Source organism: Sideroxydans lithotrophicus ES-1 (genome assembly GCF_000025705.1).
GTDB classification, from domain to species: domain Bacteria; phylum Pseudomonadota; class Gammaproteobacteria; order Burkholderiales; family Gallionellaceae; genus Sideroxyarcus; species Sideroxyarcus lithotrophicus.
Window position 1 is genome coordinate 557,458 of record NC_013959.1, and the last position, 26,722, is coordinate 584,179.

The 26,722-nt window shown below is 60.0% G+C and carries 28 protein-coding genes; 25 read left to right on the plus strand and 3 right to left on the minus strand.

Going from position 1 to position 26,722, the window contains the following annotated elements; genetic code table 11:
* Nucleotides 1-15: 15 nt before the first annotated feature.
* The 15 genes from SLIT_RS02725 (at nt 16) to motD (ending at nt 15,626) form a co-directional block, all read left to right on the plus strand.
* Nucleotides 16-957 (plus strand): chemotaxis protein, encoded by a 942-nt coding sequence (locus tag SLIT_RS02725; protein ID WP_013028686.1) that lies wholly within the window; start codon nt 16-18, stop codon nt 955-957.
* Between the two features lie 13 nt (nt 958-970).
* Entirely contained in the window at nt 971-1,918 is a 948-nt protein-coding gene (locus SLIT_RS02730) for a chemotaxis protein (RefSeq protein WP_013028687.1), read from the plus strand.
* Nucleotides 1,919-2,011: 93 nt separating this feature from the next.
* Complete coding sequence (gene cheY / locus SLIT_RS02735) at nt 2,012-2,410, plus strand: chemotaxis response regulator CheY (protein ID WP_013028688.1); 399 nt, start codon at nt 2,012-2,014, stop codon at nt 2,408-2,410.
* Between the two features lie 8 nt (nt 2,411-2,418).
* Complete coding sequence (cheZ, locus tag SLIT_RS02740; protein ID WP_013028689.1) at nt 2,419-3,159, plus strand: protein phosphatase CheZ; 741 nt, start codon at nt 2,419-2,421, stop codon at nt 3,157-3,159.
* Between the two features lie 79 nt (nt 3,160-3,238).
* Complete coding sequence (locus tag SLIT_RS02745; protein WP_013028690.1) at nt 3,239-5,098, plus strand: chemotaxis protein CheA; 1,860 nt, start codon at nt 3,239-3,241, stop codon at nt 5,096-5,098.
* Nucleotides 5,099-5,173: 75 nt separating this feature from the next.
* Nucleotides 5,174-6,301 carry a methyl-accepting chemotaxis protein gene (locus SLIT_RS16325; RefSeq protein ID WP_013028691.1) on the plus strand — a complete coding sequence of 376 codons (1,128 nt, stop codon included), beginning with the start codon at nt 5,174-5,176 and terminating at the stop codon, nt 6,299-6,301.
* A 9-nt stretch (nt 6,302-6,310) separates the two neighbouring features.
* Nucleotides 6,311-7,153, plus strand: a complete 843-nt coding sequence (locus SLIT_RS16175) for a CheR family methyltransferase (RefSeq protein WP_013028692.1) — start codon at nt 6,311-6,313, stop codon at nt 7,151-7,153.
* Nucleotides 7,150-7,722, plus strand: a complete 573-nt coding sequence (locus tag SLIT_RS02760) for a CheB methylesterase domain-containing protein (protein ID WP_317623668.1) — start codon at nt 7,150-7,152, stop codon at nt 7,720-7,722. Before SLIT_RS16175 ends, SLIT_RS02760 begins: the two co-directional genes overlap by 4 nt.
* Nucleotides 7,723-7,798: 76 nt before the next feature.
* Nucleotides 7,799-8,944: a flagellar biosynthesis protein FlhB gene (gene flhB / locus SLIT_RS02765; RefSeq protein ID WP_013028694.1), complete on the plus strand. Its 1,146-nt coding sequence runs from the start codon at nt 7,799-7,801 to the stop codon at nt 8,942-8,944.
* 133 nt (nt 8,945-9,077) lie between these two features.
* Nucleotides 9,078-11,162, plus strand: a complete 2,085-nt coding sequence (gene flhA, locus SLIT_RS02770; RefSeq protein ID WP_013028695.1) for a flagellar biosynthesis protein FlhA — start codon at nt 9,078-9,080, stop codon at nt 11,160-11,162.
* Entirely contained in the window at nt 11,159-12,475 is a 1,317-nt protein-coding gene (gene flhF, locus SLIT_RS02775) for a flagellar biosynthesis GTPase FlhF (protein WP_013028696.1), read from the plus strand. The genes flhA and flhF overlap by 4 nt, the downstream gene beginning before the upstream one ends.
* A complete protein-coding gene (locus tag SLIT_RS02780; protein WP_013028697.1) occupies nt 12,465-13,358 on the plus strand; it encodes a MinD/ParA family ATP-binding protein in 894 nt (297 codons plus the stop codon). Before flhF ends, SLIT_RS02780 begins: the two co-directional genes overlap by 11 nt.
* 29 nt (nt 13,359-13,387) lie before the next feature.
* Nucleotides 13,388-14,098 (plus strand): RNA polymerase sigma factor FliA, encoded by a 711-nt coding sequence (locus tag SLIT_RS02785; RefSeq protein WP_041420742.1) that lies wholly within the window; start codon nt 13,388-13,390, stop codon nt 14,096-14,098.
* A complete protein-coding gene (locus SLIT_RS02790; protein ID WP_013028699.1) occupies nt 14,098-14,847 on the plus strand; it encodes a flagellar motor protein in 750 nt (249 codons plus the stop codon). The genes SLIT_RS02785 and SLIT_RS02790 overlap by 1 nt, the downstream gene beginning before the upstream one ends.
* Entirely contained in the window at nt 14,847-15,626 is a 780-nt protein-coding gene (motD, locus tag SLIT_RS02795; protein ID WP_013028700.1) for a flagellar motor protein MotD, read from the plus strand. Before SLIT_RS02790 ends, motD begins: the two co-directional genes overlap by 1 nt.
* Nucleotides 15,627-15,649: 23 nt before the next feature.
* Here the strand turns inward: motD and SLIT_RS02800 are convergent, their stop codons facing one another.
* The 3 genes from SLIT_RS02800 to flgA form a co-directional block, all read right to left on the minus strand.
* Complete coding sequence (locus SLIT_RS02800) at nt 15,650-16,123, minus strand: flagella synthesis protein FlgN (protein WP_013028701.1); 474 nt, start codon at nt 16,121-16,123, stop codon at nt 15,650-15,652.
* Nucleotides 16,120-16,437, minus strand: coding sequence for a flagellar biosynthesis anti-sigma factor FlgM (gene flgM, locus SLIT_RS02805; RefSeq protein ID WP_013028702.1), 318 nt, complete (start codon nt 16,435-16,437; stop codon nt 16,120-16,122). Before flgM ends, SLIT_RS02800 begins: the two co-directional genes overlap by 4 nt.
* A gap of 87 nt (nt 16,438-16,524) precedes the next feature.
* Complete coding sequence (flgA, locus tag SLIT_RS02810) at nt 16,525-17,241, minus strand: flagellar basal body P-ring formation chaperone FlgA (protein WP_013028703.1); 717 nt, start codon at nt 17,239-17,241, stop codon at nt 16,525-16,527.
* A 240-nt stretch (nt 17,242-17,481) separates the two neighbouring features.
* Between flgA and flgB the strand changes: the two genes are divergently transcribed.
* The 10 genes from flgB (at nt 17,482) to flgK (ending at nt 26,714) form a co-directional block, all read left to right on the plus strand.
* Nucleotides 17,482-17,886, plus strand: a complete 405-nt coding sequence (gene flgB, locus SLIT_RS02815) for a flagellar basal body rod protein FlgB (protein WP_013028704.1) — start codon at nt 17,482-17,484, stop codon at nt 17,884-17,886.
* Between the two features lie 89 nt (nt 17,887-17,975).
* The gene (gene flgC / locus SLIT_RS02820) at nt 17,976-18,380 is read left to right on the plus strand and encodes a flagellar basal body rod protein FlgC (protein ID WP_013028705.1); all 405 of its coding nucleotides are present in this window, start codon (nt 17,976-17,978) and stop codon (nt 18,378-18,380) included.
* Between the two features lie 12 nt (nt 18,381-18,392).
* Nucleotides 18,393-19,055, plus strand: coding sequence for a flagellar hook assembly protein FlgD (locus SLIT_RS02825; RefSeq protein WP_013028706.1), 663 nt, complete (start codon nt 18,393-18,395; stop codon nt 19,053-19,055).
* A gap of 47 nt (nt 19,056-19,102) precedes the next feature.
* Complete coding sequence (flgE, locus tag SLIT_RS02830) at nt 19,103-20,320, plus strand: flagellar hook protein FlgE (RefSeq protein WP_013028707.1); 1,218 nt, start codon at nt 19,103-19,105, stop codon at nt 20,318-20,320.
* Nucleotides 20,321-20,344: 24 nt separating this feature from the next.
* Complete coding sequence (gene flgF / locus SLIT_RS02835; protein ID WP_013028708.1) at nt 20,345-21,088, plus strand: flagellar basal-body rod protein FlgF; 744 nt, start codon at nt 20,345-20,347, stop codon at nt 21,086-21,088.
* A 21-nt stretch (nt 21,089-21,109) separates the two neighbouring features.
* Nucleotides 21,110-21,892 carry a flagellar basal-body rod protein FlgG gene (gene flgG, locus SLIT_RS02840; protein ID WP_013028709.1) on the plus strand — a complete coding sequence of 261 codons (783 nt, stop codon included), beginning with the start codon at nt 21,110-21,112 and terminating at the stop codon, nt 21,890-21,892.
* Between the two features lie 12 nt (nt 21,893-21,904).
* Complete coding sequence (locus tag SLIT_RS02845; RefSeq protein WP_013028710.1) at nt 21,905-22,576, plus strand: flagellar basal body L-ring protein FlgH; 672 nt, start codon at nt 21,905-21,907, stop codon at nt 22,574-22,576.
* A gap of 127 nt (nt 22,577-22,703) precedes the next feature.
* Nucleotides 22,704-23,846, plus strand: a complete 1,143-nt coding sequence (locus SLIT_RS02850; protein ID WP_013028711.1) for a flagellar basal body P-ring protein FlgI — start codon at nt 22,704-22,706, stop codon at nt 23,844-23,846.
* Between the two features lie 11 nt (nt 23,847-23,857).
* Complete coding sequence (flgJ, locus tag SLIT_RS02855) at nt 23,858-24,727, plus strand: flagellar assembly peptidoglycan hydrolase FlgJ (protein WP_013028712.1); 870 nt, start codon at nt 23,858-23,860, stop codon at nt 24,725-24,727.
* Between the two features lie 64 nt (nt 24,728-24,791).
* Nucleotides 24,792-26,714, plus strand: coding sequence for a flagellar hook-associated protein FlgK (gene flgK, locus SLIT_RS02860; RefSeq protein WP_013028713.1), 1,923 nt, complete (start codon nt 24,792-24,794; stop codon nt 26,712-26,714).
* Nucleotides 26,715-26,722: the final 8 nt, after the last annotated feature.

Consider the following 26,722-nt stretch of genomic DNA (forward strand, 5'->3'; position numbering starts at 1 on the left):
CCGGAGGAGAAATATATGTCTGATCTGTTGAAGAACATCGATGCCCGCACCAAGCTGGCGGGCACCAACAAGCTGGAGATACTGATGTTCACGCTCGGCCTGGATAAGCGCACCGGTCGCGAGGAGACATACGGCATCAACGTGTTCAAGGTTCGCGAAGTGATGCGCATCCCTCCCATCACGCGCGCGCCGGACATGCCGGAGTCGGTAGAGGGTATGGTGAGCCTGCGCGGCGCACTGGTGCCGGTGATCGACCTGGCCAAATACGCCGGCATCGAGACCGACGACAAAGCCGACATCATGATCGTCACGGAATACAACGGCCATACCCAGGGCTTCCTGGTCAAGGCGGTAGACAACATCCTGCGCCTGGACTGGGCGGCGATGCGCGTGCCGCCAGCGATGCTGGTGGCGCAGATGGGCGGCCTAGTGACGGCGATCACCGAATTGAAGGACGGACGCCTGGTGATGATGATGGACGTGGAAAAGGTGCTGTCCGAGACCGGTCGATTCGATACCGACGAGATGATCTTCAAGAGCGTAAAGCCGCTGGGCAAGGATCGCACGGTGTTCTATGCCGATGACTCGTCCGTGGCACGGCACCAGATCCAGCGCACGCTGGATGCCATGGGAGTCAAATCCATCGCCGCCATCAACGGTCGCCAGGCATGGCTGGAGTTGTCGAAGATGGCCGATTACGCGGACGCATCGCACACATCCATGAAGGACATGTTGCAGGTGATACTTACCGATGTGGAGATGCCGGAGATGGATGGCTACATGCTGACCCGCAAGATCAAGTCCGACAAACGTTTCGCCGGCATCCCGGTATTGATGCATTCGTCCCTGTCCAGTTCGTCCAACCAGCAGTTGGGCAAGGCGGTGGGAGTGGACGAGTACGTGCCGAAGTTCGAGCCGCAGAAACTGGCGCAGACCCTGACCCGTCTGCTGGCCTAGTGAGGAGGGGAAGATGAGTTACGCTGAAGACATGCTGAACATGGGACACGACGGGCTGATGGACCAGATCGATGCGCGCACCAATCTGGCCGGCACCAACAAGATGGAGATCCTGCTGTTCAATCTGGGCAGCAACGAAAAGTTCGGCATCAACGTGTTCAAGGTCAAGGAAGTGTGCCAGATCGGCAAGATCACCCGCACGCCCAACATGCCCGGCGGGGTGGACGGCATCGTCAGCCTGCGCGGCCATGTGATGCCGGTGCTGAACCTGGCCAACTTCATGGGCATGAATCCTGCCGTCAAGCACGAAACCATGCTGGTCGCCGAATTCAACCGGCATATCCTGGGATTCCTGGTCGAGGGCGTGGACCGCATCATCCGCGTCGACTGGGACAAGGTGCATCCTACCGAGGGCATGCTCTCCGACAAGGGGGCGCTCATCACTGCCATCACCGAACTGGAAGACGGCACGCTGGTGTCCATCCTCGATGTCGAGCAGATTTTGGCCGATGCCTTCGGTGAGGCTGTGGTCGGCAATGTCGAACGGATCGAGTCGGAACATGAACTGTGCGTCTTCTTTGCCGACGATTCGCTGGTGGCGCGCCGCAAGATCATTGAGGTGCTGGACAAGATGGGCGTGAAACATGTCCAGGCCAACAATGGCCGGGAAGCGTGGGACAGGCTGAAATCCATGGCGGATGCCGCACAGAGCGCGGGGATCAACCTGCACGACCAGATCCAGGTCATCTTGACCGATGCCGAGATGCCCGAGATGGACGGCTATGTGCTGACCCAGCATATCAAGGGCGACCAGCGTTTTGATGACATCCCGGTGGTGATGCACTCGTCGCTGTCGTCCGATGCGAACCGGGCCATGGGCAAGCGTGTCGGCGTTGATAATTACGTATCGAAGTTCGATTCGCTCGCGTTGTCGTCGACGCTGCGTCCCTTGTTGACTTGAGTGGGGCGGATGAACGATAGTTGGCGGTTGGCTTCATCGGTGATTCCGCCGATGGTTGATGTGACAGCTGGCAGCTGAGTTTAGGAGAAAGTGATGGGCATAGAAGATACGAAATTCCTGGTGGTGGACGACTTTTCCACGATGCGCCGCATCGTGCGGAATCTCCTCAAAGAACTCGGGTTCGCCAATGTGCAGGAAGCGGAAGACGGCGTGGACGCGCTGAACAAATTGCGCAGCGAGACGTTCGATTTCGTCGTGTCGGACTGGAACATGCCGAACATGACCGGTATCGATCTGTTGCGTGCGATCCGTGCCGATAACAGCCTGAAGCATCTGCCGGTATTGATGGTGACGGCGGAGGCGAAGAAGGAAAACATCATTGCAGCGGCACAAGCGGGGGCTTCCGGCTATGTGGTGAAACCATTCACCGCAGCGACACTGGACGAGAAGCTGAAGAAGATATTTGCGGCGTTCCCGCAACTCAACAAGTGAGGCAGGCCATGGCGACCAACACTGCAACCCAGGATTCAGACGACCTTGAGGCGCTGTTCGACAGCATCATTGCGGCGAACGCGAATGAAGGAAAACCGGCTCCCGCCGCGGCGGCGAACTCCCCCATGCCGGCAGGCGATGGCGATCCGGCCAAGGTCATCAACCAGATAGGCCACATGGCGCGTGCCTTGCACGACACGCTGCGCGAACTCGGGTTGAACAAGGAGATCGAAAAAGCGGCATCGACCATTCCCGATGCACGCGACCGTTTGAATTATGTGGCGACCCTGACAAAACAGGCTGCCGAACGCGTGCTGAATGCCACCGAGGCAGCCCAGCCCGTCGTCGAGAAGATCGGCAGCGATGCCCAGCATCTGGCAAAACAATGGGACTTGCTGTTCGAGAAGAAACTCGACGTGCCGCAGTTCAAGGACCTGGTCACCCAGACCCATGCCTACCTGCATGAGACGCCCAAGCAGGCCAAGGCGACCAACGCCAAACTGACCGAGATCATGATGGCTCAGGATTTTCAGGATCTGACCGGCCAGGTCATCAAGAAGATCATCGAGCTGACCCAGAACATGGAGCAGCAACTGCTGGCGCTGTTGCTGGAAAACGCACCTGCTTCGGTGAAAGCGGAAATCAACTCCGGCTTGCTGAACGGCCCGGTCATCAATGCGCAGGGGCGCACGGATGTCGTGACCAGCCAGGATCAAGTGGACGATCTGCTGGAAAGTTTAGGGTTCTAAACAGTGCCGGGTCGCAAGTGCTGAGTTCCGACACTCAGTACCCGATACTCAGTACTCAGCATGGATTTGGGAGAGGAATATGAACGATTTCGTGGGAATGGAAGAATTGCTGCAGGATTTCCTGATGGAGGCCGGGGACATGCTGTCCGACGTGGATAGCAAGTTGATGGAGCTGGAAAAGAATCCCGGCGATGCCGCGCTTCTGAACGAGGTGTTTCGCGGCTTCCACACCATCAAGGGCGGCGCCGGCTTCCTTAACGCATCGGAACTGGTGACGCTATGCCACCTGACCGAAAACCTGTTCGACAAGCTGCGCAACAACGAACTGAAGCTGTCGGCCGAACTGATGGATGTGATCTTTGCGGCCACCGCCGAAGTGCGCAAGATGTTCGGCGCGTTGCAGCAAAGCCTGCAACCTGCCGCAGCGCCAGCCGAGGTGATCCAGGCGTTGAAGGACGTGTTGAGCGGCAAACCCATCGCTCCTGTTTCCAGGGCCGCAGCCAAACCTGCCGCGGCCAATACTCCTCCTGCACCTTCCGCTGCGGCGCCAGGAATCGACAATGTGGATTGGGATGCCCTGTATAACGCGCTCACCGGCGGCAACGATATCGTCCAGGAAGTGGGCGCGGTGCGCGACGAGAAAAAGATCGCCGAGGCGATCAATGAAGAAGAATCCACCAGGAAAGCTTTTGGCCGCCGCTCCACCGATGTGCCCGGCACGACGGTCGGCCGCCGTGCCGGCGACGTTCCGGCTGCCGAAGCCAAGGAAACGACCATCCGTGTCGATACCGACCGTCTGGATCAGGTGCTCAACCTGTCCGGAGAGATCGGTCTGACCAAGAACCGCCTCACCCATCTGCGCTCCGATATCCTGCAGGGCCACAACGATGCCGACACCCTGCGCGAACTGGACCAGGCGGTCAGTCAGCTCGACATGCTGGTGGTGAGCCTGCAGAACGCGGTGATGAAGACGCGCATGCAGCCTATCGGTCGCCTGTTCAAGAAATACCCGCGCCTGGCGCGCGATCTGGCGCGTTCGCTGGGCAAGGATGTCGAACTGGTGCTGAGCGGCGAAGAGACCGAGATGGACAAGACCATGATCGAAGACTTGAACGATCCGCTGGTGCACCTGGTGCGCAATGCCGTCGATCACGGCGTGGAAACGATAGAAGAACGGATCGCCGCAGGCAAATCGGAAAAGAGCTTCGTCGAGCTCTCGGCGCGCCAGGAAGGCGACCATATCCTTATCACCATCTCCGATGACGGCAAAGGCATGCGCCCGGAAGTGATCCGCAACAAGGCCGTGGAAAAAGGCCTCATCACTGCCGAGGTGGCCAATACGCTGGACGAGGCCAGATGTCTGGAATTGATCTTCCTGCCTGGCTTTTCCACCAAGGACGAGATATCCAGCGTGTCCGGCCGCGGCGTCGGCATGGATGTGGTGAAGACCAACATCCAGAAACTCAATGGCACTGTCGTCATCGAGTCCGAACCGGGCAAGGGCACGACGCTGTCGATCTCGCTGCCGCTCACCCTGGCCATCCTGCCCGTGCTGGTGCTGCGTCTGGCCGACCAGTCGTTCGCCGTGCCGCTGTCCATGGTGCGCGAGATATTGCCGGTCACCCAGCAGGAGCTGCAGCAGGTATCCGGCAAGGCGACCATGGTGGTGCGCGGCGAAGTGCTGCCCGTGCTGCCGCTGGCGCAAATGATCGGCTGGGGCAGCAGCGAGAATTCGGAAGTCGGCGTGCTGATGCAGTTCGGCAACAACAGCTTCATCCTCACAGCCGACGGTTTCGTCGGACATGAGGACGTGGTCATCAAATCGCTGGATACCTTCCGTCCCAAGGGCGTGGCGGGCGTAACCATGTCCAGCGAAGGCGATATCGTGCTGATCCTCGACATCAAGGAACTGCTCAGCGACGTGCGCGGAGGGCACTGAGGCACAAAGACACAAGGCAGCAAATTCAAATAATGATGGCGACCAAGAGCGTCATCGCGGATCGAGGAGAGGCGTATGTTTGGCGGAAGGTTGAGGCAGGAGAACCAGTCACTGCAAGCCAGGGTGACTGAGTATGAGCGCGATATCGCGGCATTGCGCAGCGAACAGATGAAGCTGGCAGGCGAGCGCGACACGGCACGTGCCGAAGCAGCGGCAGCACGGCTGGAATGCGAAGTGGCGCATAAAATATATAGCGAAATGCAGAATTTCGGCGTCTCCTTCGTGGAGTTGCAGCAATCACAGGCTGCCGCCGCCGGTTCCTTGCGCGAGGAAAAACAGAACGCCATCGATGCGGCCAATGTCTCGGTCAGCAACCGCGAAGCGGTGATGAAGATCGCCAGCAGCCTGGAAGCGCTTTCAGGCGATACCTTGCAGACTTCGCAGAACGTGAAGAACCTGACCGAACGTGCGGCGCAGATCGGCAGCATCGTCCAGCTCATCAAGGAAATCGCCGACCAGACCAACCTGCTGGCACTCAATGCTGCCATCGAGGCGGCACGTGCCGGAGAACAGGGTCGCGGTTTCGCCGTGGTGGCAGATGAGGTGCGCAAACTGGCGGAGCGCACCGCCAAGGCGACCAGCGAGATCTCCACCATCGTCGTTGCCATCCAGGGTGAAACCGAACGCACGCAGACACAGATGCACGAATGGGCAGGGAAGTCGCAGATATTCAGCGCAGAGGTCGGCAATGTGATGGAGAACATGAAGCATCTTCTCGATCTGTCGCAAGCCATGGAAGGCACCATCTCGGCAGCAGCGTTGCGCAGCTTCGTCGAGGTGGCGAAGATCGACCATATCCTCTACAAGTTCGAGATATATAAAGTGTTCATGGGGGTGTCGGACCGTACGGCAGACGATTTTGCTTCGCATACTTTCTGCCGCTTGGGTAAATGGTATTTCGAGGGCGAAGGCAGGGATTGTTATTCCAAACTGGATGGCTATGCCGCCGTGGCGAACCCGCACCAGGCATTCCACCAGTACGGCAAGGATGCGGTGGCTGCATTTCATGTCGGGGAACCGATGCGCGGCATGGAGCTGGTGGCGAGGATGGAAACCGGCAGCATGGAGGTGCTGAATGCGCTGGAACGCATCGCGGTAGCAGGAGAAAAGGATAGCAGTCTGCTGTGCAGCTCGCCGCGTTAAAATGCATGCATGAACAGTGCACATCCCCGCGAGTTCCAGTTCACCGATCAGGATTTCCAGCGCATCCGCAAGCTGATCCATCAACACGCTGGCATCGCGCTGGGCGAGAACAAGCAGGAGCTGGTCTATAGTCGCCTGGCGCGTCGTTTGCGCGCCACCGGCATCAAGAGTTTCGGCGAATACCTTGATCTGCTGCAATGCGGGGACGAAGTCGAGTGGGAATCCTTCACCAACTCGCTCACCACCAACCTTACCTCTTTCTTTCGCGAGCCGCATCACTTCTCGCTGTTGGGCGAGCATTTGCGCAAACAGGATGCGGCACGTCCGTTGACCCTGTGGTGTTCGGCGTGTTCCACCGGCGAAGAAGCCTATTCGATGGCGATGACGGCAGTGGAAACGCTCGGCGGAGGCGGGCGCCAGGTCCACATCATCGCCTCCGATCTGGATACGAAAGTACTGCAGACGGCGCGCGAAGGACGCTACAGGGTGGACGCCGTCGCCAAACTGCCCGCGCAACAGGTCGAGCGTTTCTTTCTGCACGATACGGGTGAACAGGCCGACTTCGTCCGGGTCAGGCCGGAGTTGCAGAGAATGATCGACTTCCGCCGCATCAACCTGCTGGATGATGAATGGCCGATCCACGCGCCGCTGGATGCGATCTTTTGCCGCAATGTGATGATCTATTTCGACAAGCCCACGCAACTTGCCATTCTCAAGAAGTTTGCGCCGCTGCTGCGCGACAACGGGTTGCTGTTCGCCGGACACTCGGAGAATTTCTATCATGCCGGCGACTGGTTCAAATTGCGCGGCCATACCGTTTACGAACTGGCGGTCCGGCCGCAGGGGCGATGATGGGCGGGAAGATCGTCGTGGTCGGTTCCTCAACCGGCGGCACGGAAGCGCTCAAGGTGTTCCTTTCCGCCATGCCGGAACACGCGCCCGCCATCCTGATCGCCCAGCACATGCCGGAACTGTTCACCAGATCTTTTGCGGAACGCCTTGATCATCTTTGCGCGGTGCATGTGAAGGAGGCGGGACACCATGAGGACATCGTGGCGGGCCATGTCTATCTTGCCCCCGGCCATTCCCACCTGTCGCTTGAGTGCGTCGCCGGAAAATATCGCACTGTGCTCAGCCGCGACCCGCCCGTGAACCGCCATCGGCCTTCGGTCGAGGTGTTGTTCCACTCTGCCGCCCGCTGCCTGGGGGCAAACGCGATCGGGGTGATGCTTACCGGCATGGGCAAGGATGGTGCCGCGGCGATGCTGGAGATGAAGCGAGCGGGCGCTTACAATTTTGCCCAGGACGAGGCGAGTTGCGTGGTGTTCGGCATGCCGCGCGAAGCCATCGCGCTGGGGGCGGTGGATGAGGTCTTGCCGCTGGACAGGATCGCGGAACGCGTGCTGGCCCGAGTCAGATAGGCCATATTTCTCCCGCTTTTCGGCGGATGGGGTTTCCCGCGAATATCGATAATCGCCATGTGCAAAGGATACTGCCGTGGCCGAACAAGACAGCGATTTAGAAAAGACCGAATCACCCTCGCAGCGACGACTGGACCAGGCGCGCGAAGAAGGCCAGGTTGCGCGTTCGCGCGAACTTTCCACGTTCGCCGTGCTGATGGCTGGCGGTGCCGGCATCTGGCTTATGGGCGGCATGCTGTCGCAGCAACTCATCTCACTGATCAGGGAAGGCTTGACGCTGGATACCGGTCTGGCTTTCCACTCCGAATTGCTGGTGCCGCGCCTGCATGATCTGAGCATGTCGACACTGCTCGTCTTTTTGCCGTTGCTGGGGTTGCTGCTGGCGGTTGCAGCATTCTCTCCCCTGCTGCTGAACGGCTGGCTGTTCACGCTCAAGCCGCTGCAACCCAATTTCGGCAAACTCAATCCGATCACCGGCATCGGTCGCATGTTTTCCACCAATAGCCTGATGGAGCTGGCAAAAGCGATCGCCAAGGCAGTGGTGGTCGGCGGCATCGGGGCATTGGTGATATGGCACAACAAGAATGCAGTGTTGCTGCTGGTGAGCGAACCCATCGCCTCCGCCATTCCGCATCTGGGTAGCCTGGTGTGGGGAAGTTTTGCTGCCGTCATGGGCGGTCTGCTGCTCATCGTGGCGGTGGACGTGCCGTTCCAGCTGTGGGAGCACAACAAGAAACTGAAGATGACCAAGGAAGAGGTGCGCCAGGAATCCAAGGAGACCGAGGGCGATCCGCAGGTCAAGGCGCGTGTCCGCAGCATGCAGCGCGAGATGGCACGCCGCCGCATGATGGCGGAGATACCGAAGGCGGATGTGGTGGTGACCAACCCGACGCACTATTCCGTGGCGCTGAAATACAGCGACAGCAAGATGCGTGCGCCTGTGGTGGTGGCCAAGGGTTCTCACCTGATGGCGGCAAAGATCAAGGAGATCGCCAAGGAGCACAATGTGCCGATACTCGAGGCGCCACCGCTGGCACGTGCCTTGCACAAGCACTGCGAACTGGGAGAGGCGATCCCCGAAGCACTCTATACTGCCGTTGCCGAGGTGCTGGCCTACGTCTACCAGTTGCGCCGCTACAAGCAGGTGGGCGGTACCTATCCGCAAGAGCCGCACGAACTGCCGGTGCCGGAAGAACTCGATCCTGCCAACGCAGCTTTGTAGGCACTTTACCGACAGGCATGAATTGCCGCTGAAATCCCCTTCTATTCACGTTATCGATTTGGCGCCCGTTTCAGATAATACGTACAAGAGTAGCGGTCTGCATGGATCGCCGGAATGAGTCCAAGAGGTGCGTATGAATATGCTGGAGATGTTGAGGGGCGCGATGTTGCGCGGTGGCGTGCGCGGTCTGGCCGGCCCCATCCTGATCGTGATGATCCTGTCGATGATGGTGCTGCCGCTGCCGCCGTTCCTGCTCGACATCCTGTTCACCTTCAATATCGCGCTGTCGATCATGGTGCTGCTGGTGGCGATGAATACCACCAAGCCGCTGGACTTCGCGGTATTTCCTACCGTCCTGCTCATTTCGACCCTGTTGCGTCTATCGCTCAATGTCGCCTCGACGCGCGTCGTTCTGCTGCGCGGCCACACCGGTCCGGATGCTGCCGGCAAGGTGATCGAATCGTTCGGACATTTCCTGGTCGGCGGCAACTACACCGTGGGCATTGTGGTGTTCGTCATCCTGGTGGTGATCAACTTCGTGGTCATCACCAAGGGTGCCGGACGTATCGCCGAAGTCGGTGCGCGATTCACCCTGGATGCGATGCCGGGCAAGCAGATGGCCATCGATGCCGACCTGAATGCGGGACTGATCGGCGAGGACATGGCGCGCAAGCGCCGTGCCGAGATCGCCCAGGAAGCGGATTTCTACGGCGCGATGGACGGTGCCTCCAAGTTCGTGCGCGGCGATGCGGTCGCCGGCATCATCATCATGCTGATCAACATCGTCGGCGGCCTGGTGGTCGGCGTGCTGCAGCACAATCTCGATCTGGCCACCGCGGCAACGAACTACACCCTGCTCACCATCGGCGACGGGCTGGTGGCGCAGATCCCCGCGCTGGTGATCTCCACCGCGGCCGGCATGGTGGTGAGCCGTGTCGCCAGCGACGACAGCATCGGCCAGCAGCTCGCCAAACAGCTGGTGTCCAGTCCGCAGGTACTCATCCTGACGGCAGCCATCGTCGGTACCCTGGGCATGATCCCCGGCATGCCGCACTTCGCTTTCCTGCTGCTGGCAGGCTTGCTGGGCTGGTTCGCCTTCTTCCTGTTGCAACGCACCCAGCAGGAAGCGGTGAAAGCGGCGGCAGCGGAGAACCCCGTGGTCGCGCAAAGTACCGAAGCGCCGGAAGCCAGCTGGGAAGACGTGGCGCAAGTCGACGTGCTGGGGCTGGAAGTCGGCTATCGCCTGATCTCGCTGGTCGACAAAGCGCAGGACGGCGATCTGCTGCGGCGCATCAAGGGCATCCGCAAGAAATTCACCCAGGACATGGGCTTCCTGCCGCCTGCCGTGCATATCCGCGACAACCTCGAGCTGCGCCCGAACGGCTATCGCATCACGCTCAAAGGTGCGGAGATCGGCAGCGGCGAGGCGTATCCCAACATGTTTCTGGCGATCAATCCAGGCAGCGTGAGCGGCACCTTGCCCGGCACGCCGACCAAGGATCCGGCATTCGGACTGCCTGCTGTCTGGGTGGATGCTGCAGTGCGCGAGCAGGCGCAGGTGATGGGCTATACCGTGGTCGATGCAGGCACCGTGGTGGCGACGCACATGAGCCATCTCATCCATACCCATGCGGCAGAGTTGCTGGGCCGCCAGGAACTGCAGCAGCTGCTGGATCATCTCGGCAAGCTGGCGCCCAAGTTGACCGAGGATCTCATACCCAAATTGCTGCCGCTGGCGACGGTGCAGAAGGTGTTGCAGAACCTGCTGGACGAAGGCATGCACATCCGCGACATGCGCACCATCCTGGAGACGCTGGCGGAACATGCGGTACACACCCAGGACGCTATCGTGCTGACCGGACTGGTGCGCATCGCGCTCGGTGCGGCCATCGTGCAGCAGTTCTACCCGTCGGCGCAGGAACTGCAGGTCATCGGCATGGACAAGGAGCTGGAATACGTGCTGGCGCAAGCCTTGCAGGCCGGCGGTTCGGCCATCGAGCCGAGTCTGGCCAATACCTTGCTGCGCGAGGCACGCACTGCGACGCAGACACAGGAACAGATGGGGCTTCCGGCGGTACTGCTGGTGCCCGGGCATATCCGCGATCTGCTGGCGCGTTTCCTGAAACGCTCGTTGCCGCAGCTCAGGGTGATTTCGCAAGAGGAAGTGCCGGGCTTCAAGACGGTGCGGTTTACATCGATGGTGGGAGGTAGGGCATGAACGCTAGAAAATTCATCGCGGCCAGTTCGCGCGAGGCATTGAAGCTGGTACGTATCGAACTCGGCGAGGATGCCGTGATCCTCTCGAATCGCAAGGTGCCGGAGGGGGTGGAGATCGTGGCTGTAGCCGGTTCCGAACTGGCGCATCTGAGCGAGACGCGCGTGAGCGGCGAGGTTGCCCCGAAACAGCAGGGTGCGCAGCGGGTTCCTGTTCCTGAAGGGAATACAAGTGCAACAAAGCTGCAGCCACGTTCAGGCAGGCTGACCGCGCAGGCTGAGAACCAGGCTGCCGCACTGGGTGCGAAGATACTGGAAGCGAACAGCAGCCGCGAGGCTGTCGCTGTGCCCGGGGCCAGGGATGCGAATGCGGAACAGAAAATCCTGCTATCCGAGATCAAATCCATGCGCAACCTGATGCAGGAGCAACTGGCACGGCTGTCCTGGTCGGATATGCAGCAGCGCGATCCGGCGCGCGGCGGGCTGCTGCGTGACATGCTCAATGCCGGCTTCAGCCCGATGTTGTCGCGCCAGCTATTGGAAAAGATCCCCGCCGATGGCGGACTCGACTGGCTGCGCCGCATACTTGGCCACAACCTGCGTGTGGCGACAGTGCAGGAGGATGTGGTGGCGCGCGGCGGCGTGTATGCGCTGGTCGGTCCCACCGGCGTCGGCAAGACCACCACCACCGCCAAGATGGCGGCGCGTGCCGTGGTGCGCTACGGAGCAGACAAGGTGGCACTGGTCACCACCGACAGCTACCGTATCGGTGCGCATGAACAACTGAAAATCTACGGCAAGATACTTGGCGTATCGGTGCATGCGGTGCGCGATACGGAAGACTTGAAGCTCACCCTGTCGGGACTGAAGCACAAACATCTGGTGCTGATCGACACCATGGGTGTCGGGCAGCGCGATAGCCGCGTGGCCGAGCAGGCACAGATGTTCGATACCGTGGGCGTGCAGCGTCTGCTGTTGCTGAATGCGACCAGCTCCGGCGGCACGCTGGAAGACGTGGTCAAGATGTATGGCGGTACGGGCGTGATCGGCTGTATCCCGACCAAGCTGGACGAGGCGGTGACGCTGGGTACGGTGCTGGATGTGGTGGTGCGGCACAAACTGACCATGCACTATGTGGCAAGTGGGCAGCGCGTGCCGGAAGACCTGCACGAAGTGAACCTGGAATACCTGCTGCACCGCGTGTTCAAGGATGTCGGCAAGAGCAGCGCGGCATTCGCCATGCAGGAAACGGAATTGCCGGCCTTCATGGCCGGGATCGGCAGCGCCCAGGCCATGAGGGGACAATATGCGCTCTAATCATGCAAACGATCAGGCTGCCGGCTTGCGCCGTCTGCTGGCGCGTACCAGTTCGCGCGTGGTGACAGTGGTCGGCGCACGCGATGGTCTGGGTGCGACCAGCATCGTGGTGAATCTGGCAACAGCTCTGGGCAGCTCCGGCAAGGATGTGCTGGTGCTGGATGAGAATCTGTCGCAGGATAATGTGGCGAACACGCTGGCCCTGAAAGCGCGCTACGATCTGTTGAATGTGGTGCGCGGCGACAAGACATGGCAGGATGTGATGCTGAGTGGTCCGCAAGGCGTGCGCATATTGCCGGTGGCGCGGGCCATACAAGGGCTGGCCAAACTGGATGAATTGCAACGCCAGTGCTTGCTGGAATCGCTGAGTGCAGCCGCGAAGGGCATGGATGTGGTGCTGGTGGATGCGGCGCGCGACGGGCATTCGGTTTGCGCCAGCCTGTCCGGTGACGAGCCCTTGTTGCTGGTGCTGAATGCGACCGCCAGTGGCATCACGGAAAGTTATGCCTTGCTTAAACAGATGGCGATGCATAATGGCAGGCAGGCATTCGATATCGTGGTCAACAAAGTCAGCAGCGAACGCGAGGCAATGGCGGTGTTCGACAATATGTCGCTGGTTGCGCGGGTGCATCTGCAGGTACGTTTGGAATATCTGGGTTATATTCCGGTTGATGAAAAGCTCAAACGTGCGACACAATTAGGCCGTTCGGTGATCGAGGCGTTTCCGGCGGCACAGTCGTCTTACGCCATACGCGAAGTTGCACAGGGCCTGTTGCGTGCACCGCGAGTGCCGGAGGAAGAACAGGATGTGCTGGGCAGCGTGATGCAACGCTTGATGCGTCAGGCGCGCCCGGTCAATAACAGAGTGGTGACGATCCCATGAGAATCGTCGGTAACCTGAAGATGAAGGCTATGTACACGCCGAACGGATTGAGCGACAAGGAAGAATGCCTGAAGGAATATGCGCCTCTGGTGAAGCGCATCGCCCATCACATGATGCTCAAGCTGCCCGGCAGCGTCGAAGTAGATGACCTGATCCAGGCGGGCATGATGGGGCTGCTCGATGCTGCCAGCCGCTACGACGAACTGCGCGGTGCGCAGTTCGAGACCTATGCGGCGCAGCGCATACGCGGTGCGATGCTGGACGAATTGCGCGGTGCGGATTGGCTGCCGCGCAGCCTGCGCCGCGACATGCGCCGCATCGAAACGGCGGTCAGCCGCCTGCAGCAACAGATGGGAAAGACGCCGAACGAGACCGAGATCGCCAGGGAGTTGGGGGTATCGCTGCACGAATACCAGCAGATGCTGCAGGAAGGCCGCGGCGCACAACTGCTCTATTACGAGGATTTCCACGGCGAAGAGGGCGAAGACTTTTTCGAGCGTTTCGAGTTCTCCGGCGACAGCAATCCGCTGGAACTGTTGCAGGATGAACGCTTCCGCGAGGCGCTGATCCACGCTATCGAGCGCTTGCCTGAACGCGAACGCCAGATGATGGGCATGCATTACGAGCAGGACATGAACCTGCGCGAGATAGGAGAAGTGATGGGGGTATCCGAGTCGCGCGTGTGCCAGCTGCACAGCCAAGCGGTGGCGCGCCTGCGGGCATCGATGAAGGGTCATTGATGGACAAGCTCAGCCTGTTCGGGTTGGTCGTCGCCGTCACCGGGATCATCGGCGGGCAATTGCTCGAGGGCGGGTCGGTCAATGTGCTGATGCAACTGGCGGCTTTCATGATCGTGTTCGGCGGCACGATAGGCGCTGTCATGCTGCAACATCCGATCAAGGTGTTCGTGACCGGCATCAAGCTGGCGGGATGGGTGTTCGTCACCCCGCACATCGATGAACAAAAACTGGCTTACCAGATCACCGCCTGGGGCAGCGTGGCGCGCAAGGACGGCATCCTGGCGCTGGAGGCCCAACTCAAGAACATCGACGACCCCTTCGTTGCCAAAGGCCTGCAACTACTGGTGGACGGCAACAGTGCGGAAAAGATCCGCGAAATACTGGACATCGACCTGCAAAGCTATGAGACCTTGCGCTGGCAGGCTGCACGGGTGTGGGAATCCGCGGCAGGCTATGCGCCCACCATCGGCATTCTTGGCGCAGTACTGGGCTTGGTGCATGTGATGCAGAGTCTGGGCGAGCCCGCCAAACTGGGGGCCGGCATCGCTGTCGCGTTCATCGCCACCATCTACGGCGTCGGCTCGGCCAACCTGGTGTTCCTGCCGATCGCCGGAAAGTTGAAGATCATCATTGCGCGGCAGGTGAACTTGCGCGAGATGCTGATCGACGGTTTGTGCATGGTCGCCAATGCCGAGAACCCGCGCTTCATCGAAGGCAAGTTAAAGGGTTACATCTCTGAGGATGACTGATGGCGCGTCGCCCCAAACGAGCTGAGCACGACAATCACGAGCGCTGGATGGTCTCCTACGCCGATTTCATCACCCTGCTGTTCGCCTTCTTCGTGGTGATGTACGGCATCTCCTCGGTTAACGAGGGAAAGTACAAGGTCTTCAGCGTTTCGGTCAACCAGGCTTTCGGGGCCAACGGCAAGGCCGGGGAAGGCAACGCGATCCACCTGAGCGAACAGGAGATGTACTTCAAGTCGCTGGTCGACCGGCGCAATGCGCGTCTGGCCGAGATCCAGCGCAAACAGAACGAGAGCATGCAGAATCTCGCCAAGGATCTGAATGCATCCATGGCGAGTTTCGTGAAGAACGGGCAGATGAATGTCTCGCAGACCGGTCGCGGCGTGGAACTGGAGATCAATGCCAGTGCGCTGTTCAAGCAGGGTGAGGCGGACATCGAGCCGGAAGCGCTGAAGACGCTGGCGGATGCGGCAAAAGTTCTGGCCGGGAATGATTTTGCCATCGAGGTGGAAGGGCATACCGACAATCTTCCCATCAGCACCCCCAAGTTCCCTTCCAATTGGGAGTTGTCATCGGCACGCGCCAGCAGCGTCGTACGCCTGTTCATCGATCAGGGAATCACCGCCAAACGCTTGAAAGCGGTGGGTTCCGCTGACAATCAACCTGTGGACTCGAACGACACTCCGGAAGGGCGTGCCCGCAACCGGCGCGTGACCATCACCGTGCTGAATCCCGTGGCTGAGCCAGAGCCGACAGTCCTGTCTGCGCCAGAGCAGCAATAATTTCAAGAGCGACGCTAAGGCAGTCAGACGCTGCCGAGCATACGGCTGGCGCTGGGCTGATTCGGTTGCCCATCCGCGCCGTATAGCCCGGCTGTGCCTTGTGCCGCACCGTAGAGCACGCCGAGCGCCTGCTGGTTGTAGCGCAGCTTGATCTGGATCAGTTCGCCGTTGGTCTGGTTGAGCCGGTATACCTGGGTCGCCAGCTGGCGTGTTTCCTGCCATGCAGTCAATCCCTGGGGTACATTCCTTTTCAGCCATCCTGCCATGTCGTTTGTCCCGGGCGGCAGGAATCGCTGGCGCGCCTCGGCAAGTGCGGCAATCTTGTTGGTGAGTTGCACCTTGGCTTCGGCAAGCGGCAACAGCTCTTCTGTGCGCTGGCCGAGCAGGCAACGCTGTTCGTCTTCAAGCAAAACGACGAATGCCCGCAAAGCAGCGCATTCGTCGTTCAGGTTAGACAGGAACTCTGTCGTGGAGATGTCAGTCTGTTGAGCGGTCAACGTTTGCTCGCGGTGATCAGGTCCTGCACCGAGTTGATCAAACGATCGGCCACTATGCCGGAGTTGACCTTGAAGCGTCCCTCGCTGATGGCTTGCTTGATCTCGGTGACCTTCTTGGCATCAACCAGCGGCGAACTGGCGATGCTGCTCTCCATACTGCGAAGTTGCGCTGTGGTGGAACCCAGATGCACGCTGGTTCCGCTGTTTTCGGCTGTGCTGTCCTTATTGTCCGCGCTGCGGGCTGCTGAAGCGCGCGAACCCGTCTCCCCGGCTGCAGGGGTGGGTAAAGGCTTGCTGGTTTTTTCGATCTTCATTGGGTATTCCCCTTCTCACTGGCACGTCTGCTTACTACATCGGCAGCTGATCGATAAACTTTAGGGCATTTATTCAGGTGCGGCGCATTATAGAGGATGAACCTCCACGCTGCCATCCGCTGCTGCGGTTCCGATGACGACCTGGCCGGAATACATGCGTACCTGGACGTTCTGGCCTTCCGCTCCATTATTGAGCGCCTGCCCGGTCGCACTGACGTAAAACCCTGTGTCCTTCACGCGTACCGACGTCGTTTTGCCCTGAATCACGACATAGGGCGCGCGCAGCATGTCCTGGCGCAACACCTGTCCGGCGCCGATGGGGAATCTGAGTGTCTTGCCGATGGCCTGTTGCGGATCGATGAGGATGCCGGGTTGGCCCAGTTCGCCGTTTTGCAGCCGGAAATCGCTCGCGCTCAATACCGTGTTCTGTGCCAATGGACGGCTGGCGACCAGCATATCGACCGTGACCTTGATGTCGGCCTGGACGAAGATCGACCAGCCGGGTTTTTGGCTTCGCCGAAACTCGCCCGGCTCGTTTTCGTTGCAGCTTACGCCGATGCTGGTCTTGCCCAGCAACACCGAGCCGCTGGGCAGGAAGGCGGTGAGCCTGGCGCAGGCAGGAAGGACGGTGCGGCGATCGATGTCCTCGACCTTGATGCGGATCTTGCCGGGCAGGGTGCGGGTCTGCGCCTGTGCGTAAGCCAGGGCGACATCCTGTATCCGGGCATGGCTCTCCCTGTCTGCCGCCCAGGCGGACGAGCTGCAGGCAAGGTAGGCGATCAATGCTAAGCGCAGGTATTTCATGGCGATATTGTGGAACCGGATGGTTTTTTTTAAAGCGGGAAATAAAACGGGTTTCCACCCTTAATCGATGGATAGGGCAGGACATGCCGTGATTAGTATGCGAAGCATGAAAAGAGGTAGCGACTGTGACACGGTGTTGCGCAGCAATTGGCGCGGGAACAGTCGCCGCCGGCCCGACTGGATACGTGAGGCCAAAGCTGCCCGAGATGGGCGGGCAAAGAAGGCTAACAGGAGGCATCAATGAGCAGCAGGATAGATCAGATGTTGCAGTTCCAGCAAACGGCGCTGAATCTGCGCGCTGCGCGGCAGGAATTGATCGCATCCAACATCGCCAATGCAGACACGCCCAACTACAAGGCCAAAGACATCGACTTTGCCAGTGCGTTGCAAGGCGCGTTGTCGGGCAGCGGTGAAAAGTTGCAGGTGGCTGTCACTTCGCCACTGCACCTGGCAGGAACGACCGGGGAAAGCGTGATGGGAGCGCCCGTGCTGTACCGCAAGCCGCTGCAGCCCAGTGCCGACGGCAACACGGTGGACATGGATGTGGAAAGGGCGCAATTCGCCGACAACGCCCTGCGCTATGAGGCGAGCGTGAAATTCATCAGCGACGATGTCAAAGATGTGTTGAGCGCACTACAAGGCTAGATTTAAAGATAGCCTCACGCTTGCCCTTTCTCCCGCTTGCGGGGAAAAGCTGGATAGGGGGTTCGGGAAAAGGTAAAGGAGGAATAGAAATGTCTCTTTTCAATATATTCAATATCGCCGGTTCTGCCATGACGGCACAATCGCAGCGGCTTAACGTGGTGGCGAGCAATCTGGCCAACGTCGATAGTGCCACCGGACCGGATGGCAAGCCCTACAAGGCCAAACAGGTCGTATTCTCCACCGTGCCGATCACCGGCCAGGTGGGGGAGGGGGTCAAGGTTGCGGCGGTGGTCGAGGACAATTCGCCGATGAAAACGGTGTACGATCCCAAGAACCCGCTGGCGGATGGGCAGGGTTATGTGACCATGCCCAACGTCAACCCGGTCGACGAGATGGTGAACATGATCTCGGCATCGCGTTCGTACCAGAACAACGTGGACGTGTTGAACACGTCCAAGACCTTGCTGACCAAGACGCTCACCATCGGACAATAAAGGAGACATGACATGACCACCCCCGTACAGAGCAGCACATCAGCTGCGGCCGCGGCAGCCACTGCGGCGACCTCTTCGCAACTCGGTGCGACCCAGGATCGATTCCTGACGCTGCTGGTGACGCAGCTGAAGAACCAGGATCCGCTCAATCCGATGGACAACGCGCAAGTCACCTCGCAGATGGCGCAACTATCCACGGTGAGCGGCATCAATCAACTGAACTCCACGGTGCAGGCGCTGAGCGCCAGCATGGCGACGTCGCAGTCATTGCAGGCGACTTCGATGATCGGGCATGCCGCATTGGTTCCGGGCGCCCAGATCGATCTGCTGAAAGGGCAATCCGATGCGGCGGTGGAATTGGCCCAACCGGCGGATAACGTCACGGTGACGATAACGGATGCCAAGGGCAATGTCGTGCGCACTTTGCCGCTCGGGCAGCAAAGTGCCGCAGGCGTCGTCAATTTCCAGTGGGACGGCAAAGACAATACCGGCGCGACAGTGGCCGATGGCAGTTACAAGTTCAGCGCCAACGCGGTGCTGGGTGGTACCAACAGCAGCCCGACGACGCTGTCTTATGGTCTGGTCAACAACGTATCGCTGACCTCGGGTGGTGTCACGCTGGGTATGGGTACGCTCGGCAATGTGGGGCTGAGTGCAGTTCGCCAGGTTTTGTGATGCGCATCAGTTTCAGTACATGTGATCGATTTTAACAGGAGGTTGTCATGGGTTTTCAACAAGGTCTGAGTGGTCTGAATGCCGCATCCAAGAGTCTGGATGTGATCGGCAACAACGTTGCCAACGCCAGTACGGTCGGTTTCAAACAGTCGCAGGCGCAATTCGCCGACGTCTATGCCAGTTCGATGGCCGGCTCCAGCGGAGGGCAGGCGGGTATCGGCACGCGCGTGGCGACCGTGGCGCAGCAATTCACCCAAGGCAATATCACGACCACCAACAATTCGCTGGATATGGCCGTGAGTGGCAGCGGCTTCTTCCGTATGGACAACAACGGTTCGATCACTTTTTCCAGAAACGGGCAGTTCCAGCTGGACAAGAACGGCTTCATCGTCAACAGCCAGGGCTACAAACTGACGGGATTTTTGCCGAATGCGGCAGGCGCCATCGTGGCGACCACGCCTGCAGATATCCAGGTTTCCACCGCTGACCTGTTGCCCAAGGCGACCGCGAATGTCACCGCAGGTCTCAACCTGGATGCACGCTCGACCGTACCGGCGATCGCCCCGTTCGATCCGAACAATCCCGCCACCTTCAATAACTCCACTTCTTCGACGATCTATGACAGCCTGGGCGGGCCTCACGTCGCTTCGCTGTATTTCGTCAAGACGGCAACAAACGCCTGGAGCTCCTATCTTACCGTGGATGGGACCCAGGTCGGAGCGGGCGCGTTGACAGCGATGACCTTCAGCTCCAGCGGCGTATTGACTGCGCCGGCGGGAGCAGTGACTTCGGCAGCGTTCACTCCCGCAGGCGGCGGTGCGGCGCAGACATTGAGCATCAATTTTTCCGGCACCTCGCAATTCGGCAGCACCTTCGGGGTGAACTCGCTCAGCCAGGACGGGTATACATCAGGGCATATGACCGGCTTCAGTACCGGCTCGGACGGCATCGTCACCGGTCGCTACTCCAACGGACAGACCAAGACGCTGGCGCAAGTCGTGCTGGCCAATTTCAGCAACGCCCAGGGTTTGCAGCCTCTCGGCAACAACCAGTGGGTCGAGACCTCGACTTCGGGTACGCCGCTGGTGGGAGCCCCGGGTTCGGCCAGCCTGGGCGTGTTGCAGACCTCGGCAGTGGAAGACTCGAACGTGGACCTGACTGCCGAGCTGGTGAACATGATCACCGCGCAGCGTGTGTACCAGGCCAACGCGCAGACGATCAAGACGCAGGACCAGGTGCTGCAGACGATCGTCAACCTGCGCTAAACGATCTGAAGCGAGGAGCGTGACATGGACAGATTGATCTACACCGCGATGACAGGTGCTTCGCACACCCTGCAGCAGCAGGCGTCGGTGTCGCAGAACCTGGCCAACATCAACACTCCGGGATTTCGCGCCAGCATAGATGCGTTCCGTAGCGTGCCGCTGGTGGGCGAAGGTCTGCCTACGCGCACCTTTGTGGTCGATTCGACGGCCGGTGCGGATTTCACTCCGGGCGTGATCCAGTCTACCGGGCGTTCGCTCGACGTGGCTGTCGATGGCAAAGGCTGGATCGCTGTGCAGGATGCCAACGGCAACGAGGCTTATACCCGCAACGGCAGTTTCCAGGTGCTGCCCAATGGCATCCTGCAGACGAACAGCGGGCTCAACGTGATGGGCGACTCCGGACCGATCACCATCCCGCCGGATACGGAAGTCTCCATCGCCAAGGACGGCACCATCTCGACCGTGCCGACCACCAACCAGAAGAACGGCGTGGTGGTGGTCGGGCGCCTCAAACTGACCAACCCGCCCGAAGACCAGCTGGTGCGGGGTGAGGATGCCCTGTTCCGCATGAAGGACGGCAATCCCGCCGACGCCGATGCCAAGGTGACAGTGGTGTCGGGCAGCCTGGAAAGCAGCAACGTGAACATGGTGGAGTCGATGGTCAACATGATCTCGCTGGCTCGCCAGTTCGACCAGCAGATGAAGCTTTTGCAAACGGCGGACGACAACGCCAAACAAGCCAGCAGCGTGCTTAGCGTCACTGGCTGATTACTTGAAAGGACAATTGCCATGATACGTTCCCTGTGGATATCCAAGACCGGCCTGGAAGCGCAACAGACGCAGATGGACGTGATCTCCAACAACCTCGCCAACGTCAGCACCAACGGTTTCAAGCGTTCGCGCGCGGTGTTCGAGGATCTGCTGTACCAGAATCTGCGCCAGCCCGGCGCCCAGTCGTCGCAGCAGACGCAGATTCCTTCCGGATTACAGATCGGTACCGGTGTGCGGCCGGTCGCCACCGAGCGCATCCACACTCAGGGCAATCTGCAGCAGACCAGCAACCAGCTGGATGTGGCGATCCAGGGGGCCGGTTTCTTCCAGGTGCTGATGCCGGACGGCACGACTGCCTATACCCGCGATGGTTCTTTCCAGACCGACAGCCAGGGACAGATCGTGACTTCAAACGGTTTTGTGGTGCAGCCTGCGATCACCATCCCGGCCAATGCCACCACCGTCACCATCGGCCAGGATGGCGTGGTCACGGTCACCCAGCCGGGCGCAACCGCACCGGTGCAGGTCGGCAGCATGCAGCTGGCGACGTTCATCAACCCGACCGGGCTGGAGAGTATGGGGCAGAACATGTATCTGGAGACGGCTTCCTCGGGCACGCCCAGCACCAACGTGCCAGGTACCAACGGTACCGGTTCGATAAGCCAGGGTTATGTTGAGACCTCCAACGTGAATGTGGTGGAAGAACTGGTGAACATGATCCAGACACAGCGCGCTTATGAGATCAACTCCAAGGCCATCACGGTCTCGGATCAGATGCTGCAGAAGCTGGCACAGATGTGAGTGAGGCGGATCATGCGTAATACATTCGGATCGCTGTGGTTGCTGGCGCTGGCATCGTCGCTGACTGCATGCGTGCCTTCCACCAGCATCAAGCAACCGTTGACCGCGCTTCCCGAGCCTAAGCCGAAGGTCGAAGCGGTCGGCAACGGAGCCATATTCCAGGCCGGAATGAACGAACGCCCGATGTTCGAGGACAGGCGCGCCCGCAACGTCGGCGATGTGCTGACTATCAACATCGTTGAGACGACAGCGGCATCGGGCAAGTCCGGCCATGACGATACCAATACCGGCAGTCTCGCCTTGACCACACCGGCGATCACCGCCGGCGGGGTCGGAAAGAACACCTCCTTTGGTGCGACGGGCAGCAGCAGCGTCAAGTCGGGTAGCGCCAGCGACAGCTCGGGCAGCAATACCTTCTCCGGTGCGATCACGGTGACGGTGACCGAGGTGCTCCCCAATGGCAACCTGCGCGTAGCGGGCGAGAAACAGGTGGCGATCAAACTTTCCGAGGAGTATGTGCGTTTCTCCGGCGTGGTGAATCCGGCCACCATAAGCGGAACCAATACGGTGCAATCGACGCAAGTGGCGGATGTGCATGTCGAGTACAAGGGGGCGAACAACATCGATACGGCAGCGGTGATCAGCATGTTCAACCGCATCTTCTACTCGGTGTTGCCGTTCTAGCGATCATGGCACAGGGTAAACAAATGAACTTTACCATGTTCGCTCCCTCACCCCCGTTCCCCCTCTCCCGGAGGGCGAGGGGTACGGTCGGTCGCCATGCGGGATGTATATTTTTCGGGGTGGGATCATGAAAATCAGATCGTTAGCTTTTGCGTTGTTGATGCTCGTTTCCCTGAGCGCGGCAGCCGAGCGCATCAAGGACCTGGCCACGGTGCTGGGCGTGCGCGAGAACCAATTGATCGGCTACGGGCTGGTGGTCGGACTGGACGGCAGCGGCGACCAGACGACACAGACTCCGTTCACGGTGCAGAGCATCGTCACCATGCTGTCGCAGATGGGCATCACGCTCCCGCCGGGTACCAGCCTGCAGCTGAAGAACGTCGCTGCCGTGACGGTGACGGCTTCATTGCCGCCGTTCTCGCGCCCCGGCCAGACTATCGACGTCACCGTATCCTCCATTGGTAACGCCAAGAGCCTGCGCGGCGGCACACTGCTGATGACCCCGCTGAAAGGCGCCGATGGGCAGGTCTATGCGATGGCCCAGGGCAATATGCTGGTGAGCGGTGCGGGCGCGGCGGCAGGCGGTTCCAAGACGGTGGTCAATCACCTGGATGTGGGGCGCATCCCCGGCGGTGCGACGGTGGAGCGTTCGGTGCCGACGGCGTTGGGGCAGGGCGACTACATCTATCTCGAATTGAATACGGCCGATTTCACCACGGCGACACGCCTGGCGGATGTCATCAACCATGAGGTGTTGCCGGTGCAGGACATTACGGCCGCCGCTTCCGGCGTGGTGCCGGCAACGGTGCCAGCCGCGGCACCGGTCGATGCGCGCACCATCCAGGTCAAGGCACCGGAGGGAAGTGCTCGCGTGGCATTCATCTCGCGCATCGAGAATCTGGAAGTCAATGCGGCAGCGGGTAGCGCCAAGGTCATCATCAACGCGCGCACCGGCTCGGTGGTGATGAACCAGCATGTCTCGCTGGACGACTGCGCGGTGGCGCACGGCAACCTCACCGTGGTGATCAATTCGGAGAACACGGTCAGCCAGCCTGCGCCGCTATCGCAGGGGCAGACCGCGGGCGTGAGCAATGCCAGTATCGAGATCAAGGCGGACAAGGGCAACCTGCTGCATCTGAAAAGCGGCGTGGACCTGAATGACGTGGTCAAGGCGCTCAACTCCATCGGTGCGACGCCGCAGGACATGCTGGCGATCCTGCAGGCGATGAAAGCTGCAGGCGCGTTGCGTGCCGAGCTTGAGGTGATCTAGGGTCTCCGGCCATGACGATCTCGGGGACAGACTTCGGCAACTTGGCCATCGACAGCCAGAGTCTGGACAAGCTGCGCCTGCAAGCCAAACAAACGCCTGACAAGGCGCTGAAAGCCGCAGCGCAGCAATTCGAGACGGTGTTCCTGAACATGATGCTCAAGAGCATGCGCGAAGCGACTCCGCAAGACGGGGAGTTCGATAGCGAGCAGACCAGGATGTTCACCGGCATGCTCGACCAGCAGCTGGCGCAGAGCATGGCGTCGCGCGGTATAGGACTGGCGGACATCATGGTGGAGCAGCTCAGCCGCAACCAGCAGAAACCAGTACCGAGTGCTGAGTTCCGAGTAGCCGGCGCGGAGCACTCGGTACACAGTACTCAGCGCTCAGCACTCAGCACTGCCATCCCTTCCGCCTACAAACCCGATGTGCAGCAGGCTTTCGTCGACAGACTGAAGGCGCCCGCCGAGCAGGTCAGTCGTGCCACGGGCATACCTGCGCACCTCATACTCGGACAAGCAGCGCTGGAAAGCGGCTGGGGCAAGCGCGAGATCAAAATGGCGGACGGTAGCAGCAGTCACAACCTGTTCGGCATCAAGGCGGGCAAGGACTGGAACGGCAAGGTGGCGGCGGTGACCACGACCGAATACCACAACGGGGTGGCGAAGCAACAGGTGGAACGCTTCCGCGCATATGACTCATACGCCGAGTCGTTCCAGGATTACGCCAGACTGCTGGGCGACAACTCGCGTTACGCGGGAGTGGTGGGGCAGGGAGATGCCAAGGCGTTTGCGCAGGGTTTGCAGCAAGCCGGATATGCCACCGATCCCCATTATGCAGACAAGTTGGCAGGCGTGATTGGCAGTATCAAGGTGCGAGCCTAAAGTTTCCCGATTACGTGCCGATAGCCAAGCCAGTGATGTTGAATAACGGTAAAAGGGTCCAATCATGAGTATCTATGGTATTGCAGTGAGCGCGCTGAATGCGGCGCAAGCGGGTCTGACGACGACCTCGAACAACATTGCCAATGCCAATACTCCGGGTTATTCGCGGCAGGCGATCATCCAGGCCGGGATGCTGCCGCAGAACACGGGTTCGGGATACTTCGGCCAGGGCGTCAACGTGACCACCGTAGTGCGGCGTTACGACCAGTTCCTTGGTGCGCAAGTGCTTGAAGCACAGACGCAATCATCCAACCTGAACACCCAGCTCGGATTGGCGCAGCAGGTGAGCAATCTGCTGGGAACTGCCAGCAGCGGCCTGACCCCGGCGATGCAGGATTTCTTCACGGCGGTCAATGCCGTTGCCAATGCGCCGCAATCCGTTCCGGCACGGCAGACCATGATCAGCAGCGCGCAGTCCCTGGCGGATGGTTTCCAGGCCATGAACCAGAACATGAACCAGATCCGCGACGGTCTCAACGGACAGATCTCCGCCAGCGTGACGCAGATCAACAGCTATGCGAAACAGATCGCCGCGCTGAACGACAAGATCGTGCAACTGCAGGCCAATACGCCGAACCAGGCGCCCAACGACTTGCTGGATCAGCGCGATCAGCTGGTCAATCAACTCAGCCAGGAAATACGCGTCTCGACCATCAAGCAGAGCGATGGATCGATGAACGTATTCATCGGCAACGGACAATCACTGGTGCTCGGCAACCAGACGACGACCCTGCAAACGGTCACCTCGACCACCGACCCGACTGCGCTGGAAGTCGCCTACTTGAACGGCAATGGGACCACCAGCCGCATCCAGCAGAGCTCCTTGCAGGGCGGCAACCTGGGCGGATTCATCAGTTTCCGCCAGAACATACTCGATCCCGCGATCAATGCGCTTGGCCGCATCGCGATGGGACTGGCGGATAAATTCAATCAGCAGCAGCAACAGGGTGTCGACCTGAAAGGTGCGCTGGGCGTCAATATGTTCACGATGGCAACACCAAGCGTGACTGCTGCGACCAGCAATGCCGGCGGTGCCGTGATCACCGCGACCGTCAACAGCACCTCGGCGCTGACCGGGAACGATTACAGCGTGGTGTTCGACGGCACCAACTACAACGTCTACAACACTGCGACCAATTCCCTGGTGCAGTCGTTCACCCCTGCCCAGCTTACCGCGGGACAGGCAGTCACCGGCACTGGCATCACGCTGCAGTTGACGGGCGGTGCGGCGGCGACCAGCGACACTTTCCTGGTTCGTCCCACGGTGAATGGCGCGAGCAACTTCTCGCTCAGCTTCACCGACCCGACCAAGATCGCCGCTGCATCTCCGATCCGTTCCAATGCGCCCGTCAGCAACCTCGGTACGGGTACCATTGGCGCGGCGAGCGTGACAGGAGGCTTGCCCCTGAATGCCAACTTGCAACAGCCTGTCACCATCACCTTCAATAATCCGCCCACCACCTTCAATGTGACCGGTACCGGCACCGGCAATCCGGTCAACGTTCCCTACACTGCGGGAGCCGCCATCACTTATAACGGCTGGACCACGCAGATCAGCGGCGCACCTTCCGCCGGAGATACGTTCACGGTGTCGCAAAACACCAGTGCGACCACCGACGGCAGCAACAGCCTGCTGATGGCGGCGTTGCAAACAGCCAACACGCTGGCAAACAGCACGACCAGTTTTCAGGGCGCTTACGGCCAACTGGTCGGCCAGGTGGGTACGCAGACGAACCAGCTGACTGTCACGAGCAAGGCGCAAACCAGTTTGCTGACTTCCGTGACTACCGCGCAACAGGCTGTCTCCGGCGTCAACCTGGATGAGGAAGCGGCCAACCTGTTGCGTTACCAGCAGGCTTACCAGGCGGCGGGAAAGGCGATGCAGATCGCCAACACCATGTTCGACACCATCCTGAATCTGAAGTAGGAGTGAAT

What these genes read in the sequence shown, in the direction of transcription:
- SLIT_RS02785 (WP_041420742.1), top strand. Translation starts at nt 13,388, where the DNA reads ATGTACACGCCGAACGGATTGAGCGACAAGGAAGAATGCCTGAAGGAA.
- flgJ (WP_013028712.1), top strand. Translation starts at nt 23,858, where the DNA reads ATGACGATCTCGGGGACAGACTTCGGCAACTTGGCCATCGACAGCCAG.
- flgG (WP_013028709.1), top strand. Translation starts at nt 21,110, where the DNA reads ATGATACGTTCCCTGTGGATATCCAAGACCGGCCTGGAAGCGCAACAG.
- cheY (WP_013028688.1), top strand. Translation starts at nt 2,012, where the DNA reads ATGGGCATAGAAGATACGAAATTCCTGGTGGTGGACGACTTTTCCACG.
- flgM (WP_013028702.1), bottom strand. Translation starts at nt 16,437, where the DNA reads ATGAAGATCGAAAAAACCAGCAAGCCTTTACCCACCCCTGCAGCCGGG.
- SLIT_RS02790 (WP_013028699.1), top strand. Translation starts at nt 14,098, where the DNA reads ATGGACAAGCTCAGCCTGTTCGGGTTGGTCGTCGCCGTCACCGGGATC.
- SLIT_RS02825 (WP_013028706.1), top strand. Translation starts at nt 18,393, where the DNA reads ATGACCACCCCCGTACAGAGCAGCACATCAGCTGCGGCCGCGGCAGCC.
- flgF (WP_013028708.1), top strand. Translation starts at nt 20,345, where the DNA reads ATGGACAGATTGATCTACACCGCGATGACAGGTGCTTCGCACACCCTG.
- flhA (WP_013028695.1), top strand. Translation starts at nt 9,078, where the DNA reads ATGAATATGCTGGAGATGTTGAGGGGCGCGATGTTGCGCGGTGGCGTG.
- flgB (WP_013028704.1), top strand. Translation starts at nt 17,482, where the DNA reads ATGAGCAGCAGGATAGATCAGATGTTGCAGTTCCAGCAAACGGCGCTG.
- motD (WP_013028700.1), top strand. Translation starts at nt 14,847, where the DNA reads ATGGCGCGTCGCCCCAAACGAGCTGAGCACGACAATCACGAGCGCTGG.
- SLIT_RS02730 (WP_013028687.1), top strand. Translation starts at nt 971, where the DNA reads ATGAGTTACGCTGAAGACATGCTGAACATGGGACACGACGGGCTGATG.
- flgK (WP_013028713.1), top strand. Translation starts at nt 24,792, where the DNA reads ATGAGTATCTATGGTATTGCAGTGAGCGCGCTGAATGCGGCGCAAGCG.
- SLIT_RS02725 (WP_013028686.1), top strand. Translation starts at nt 16, where the DNA reads ATGTCTGATCTGTTGAAGAACATCGATGCCCGCACCAAGCTGGCGGGC.
- SLIT_RS02760 (WP_317623668.1), top strand. Translation starts at nt 7,150, where the DNA reads ATGATGGGCGGGAAGATCGTCGTGGTCGGTTCCTCAACCGGCGGCACG.
- SLIT_RS02845 (WP_013028710.1), top strand. Translation starts at nt 21,905, where the DNA reads ATGCGTAATACATTCGGATCGCTGTGGTTGCTGGCGCTGGCATCGTCG.
- SLIT_RS16325 (WP_013028691.1), top strand. Translation starts at nt 5,174, where the DNA reads ATGTTTGGCGGAAGGTTGAGGCAGGAGAACCAGTCACTGCAAGCCAGG.
- cheZ (WP_013028689.1), top strand. Translation starts at nt 2,419, where the DNA reads ATGGCGACCAACACTGCAACCCAGGATTCAGACGACCTTGAGGCGCTG.
- flgE (WP_013028707.1), top strand. Translation starts at nt 19,103, where the DNA reads ATGGGTTTTCAACAAGGTCTGAGTGGTCTGAATGCCGCATCCAAGAGT.
- SLIT_RS02745 (WP_013028690.1), top strand. Translation starts at nt 3,239, where the DNA reads ATGAACGATTTCGTGGGAATGGAAGAATTGCTGCAGGATTTCCTGATG.
- SLIT_RS02780 (WP_013028697.1), top strand. Translation starts at nt 12,465, where the DNA reads ATGCGCTCTAATCATGCAAACGATCAGGCTGCCGGCTTGCGCCGTCTG.
- flgA (WP_013028703.1), bottom strand. Translation starts at nt 17,241, where the DNA reads ATGAAATACCTGCGCTTAGCATTGATCGCCTACCTTGCCTGCAGCTCG.
- flgC (WP_013028705.1), top strand. Translation starts at nt 17,976, where the DNA reads ATGTCTCTTTTCAATATATTCAATATCGCCGGTTCTGCCATGACGGCA.
- SLIT_RS16175 (WP_013028692.1), top strand. Translation starts at nt 6,311, where the DNA reads ATGAACAGTGCACATCCCCGCGAGTTCCAGTTCACCGATCAGGATTTC.
- SLIT_RS02850 (WP_013028711.1), top strand. Translation starts at nt 22,704, where the DNA reads ATGAAAATCAGATCGTTAGCTTTTGCGTTGTTGATGCTCGTTTCCCTG.
- flhF (WP_013028696.1), top strand. Translation starts at nt 11,159, where the DNA reads ATGAACGCTAGAAAATTCATCGCGGCCAGTTCGCGCGAGGCATTGAAG.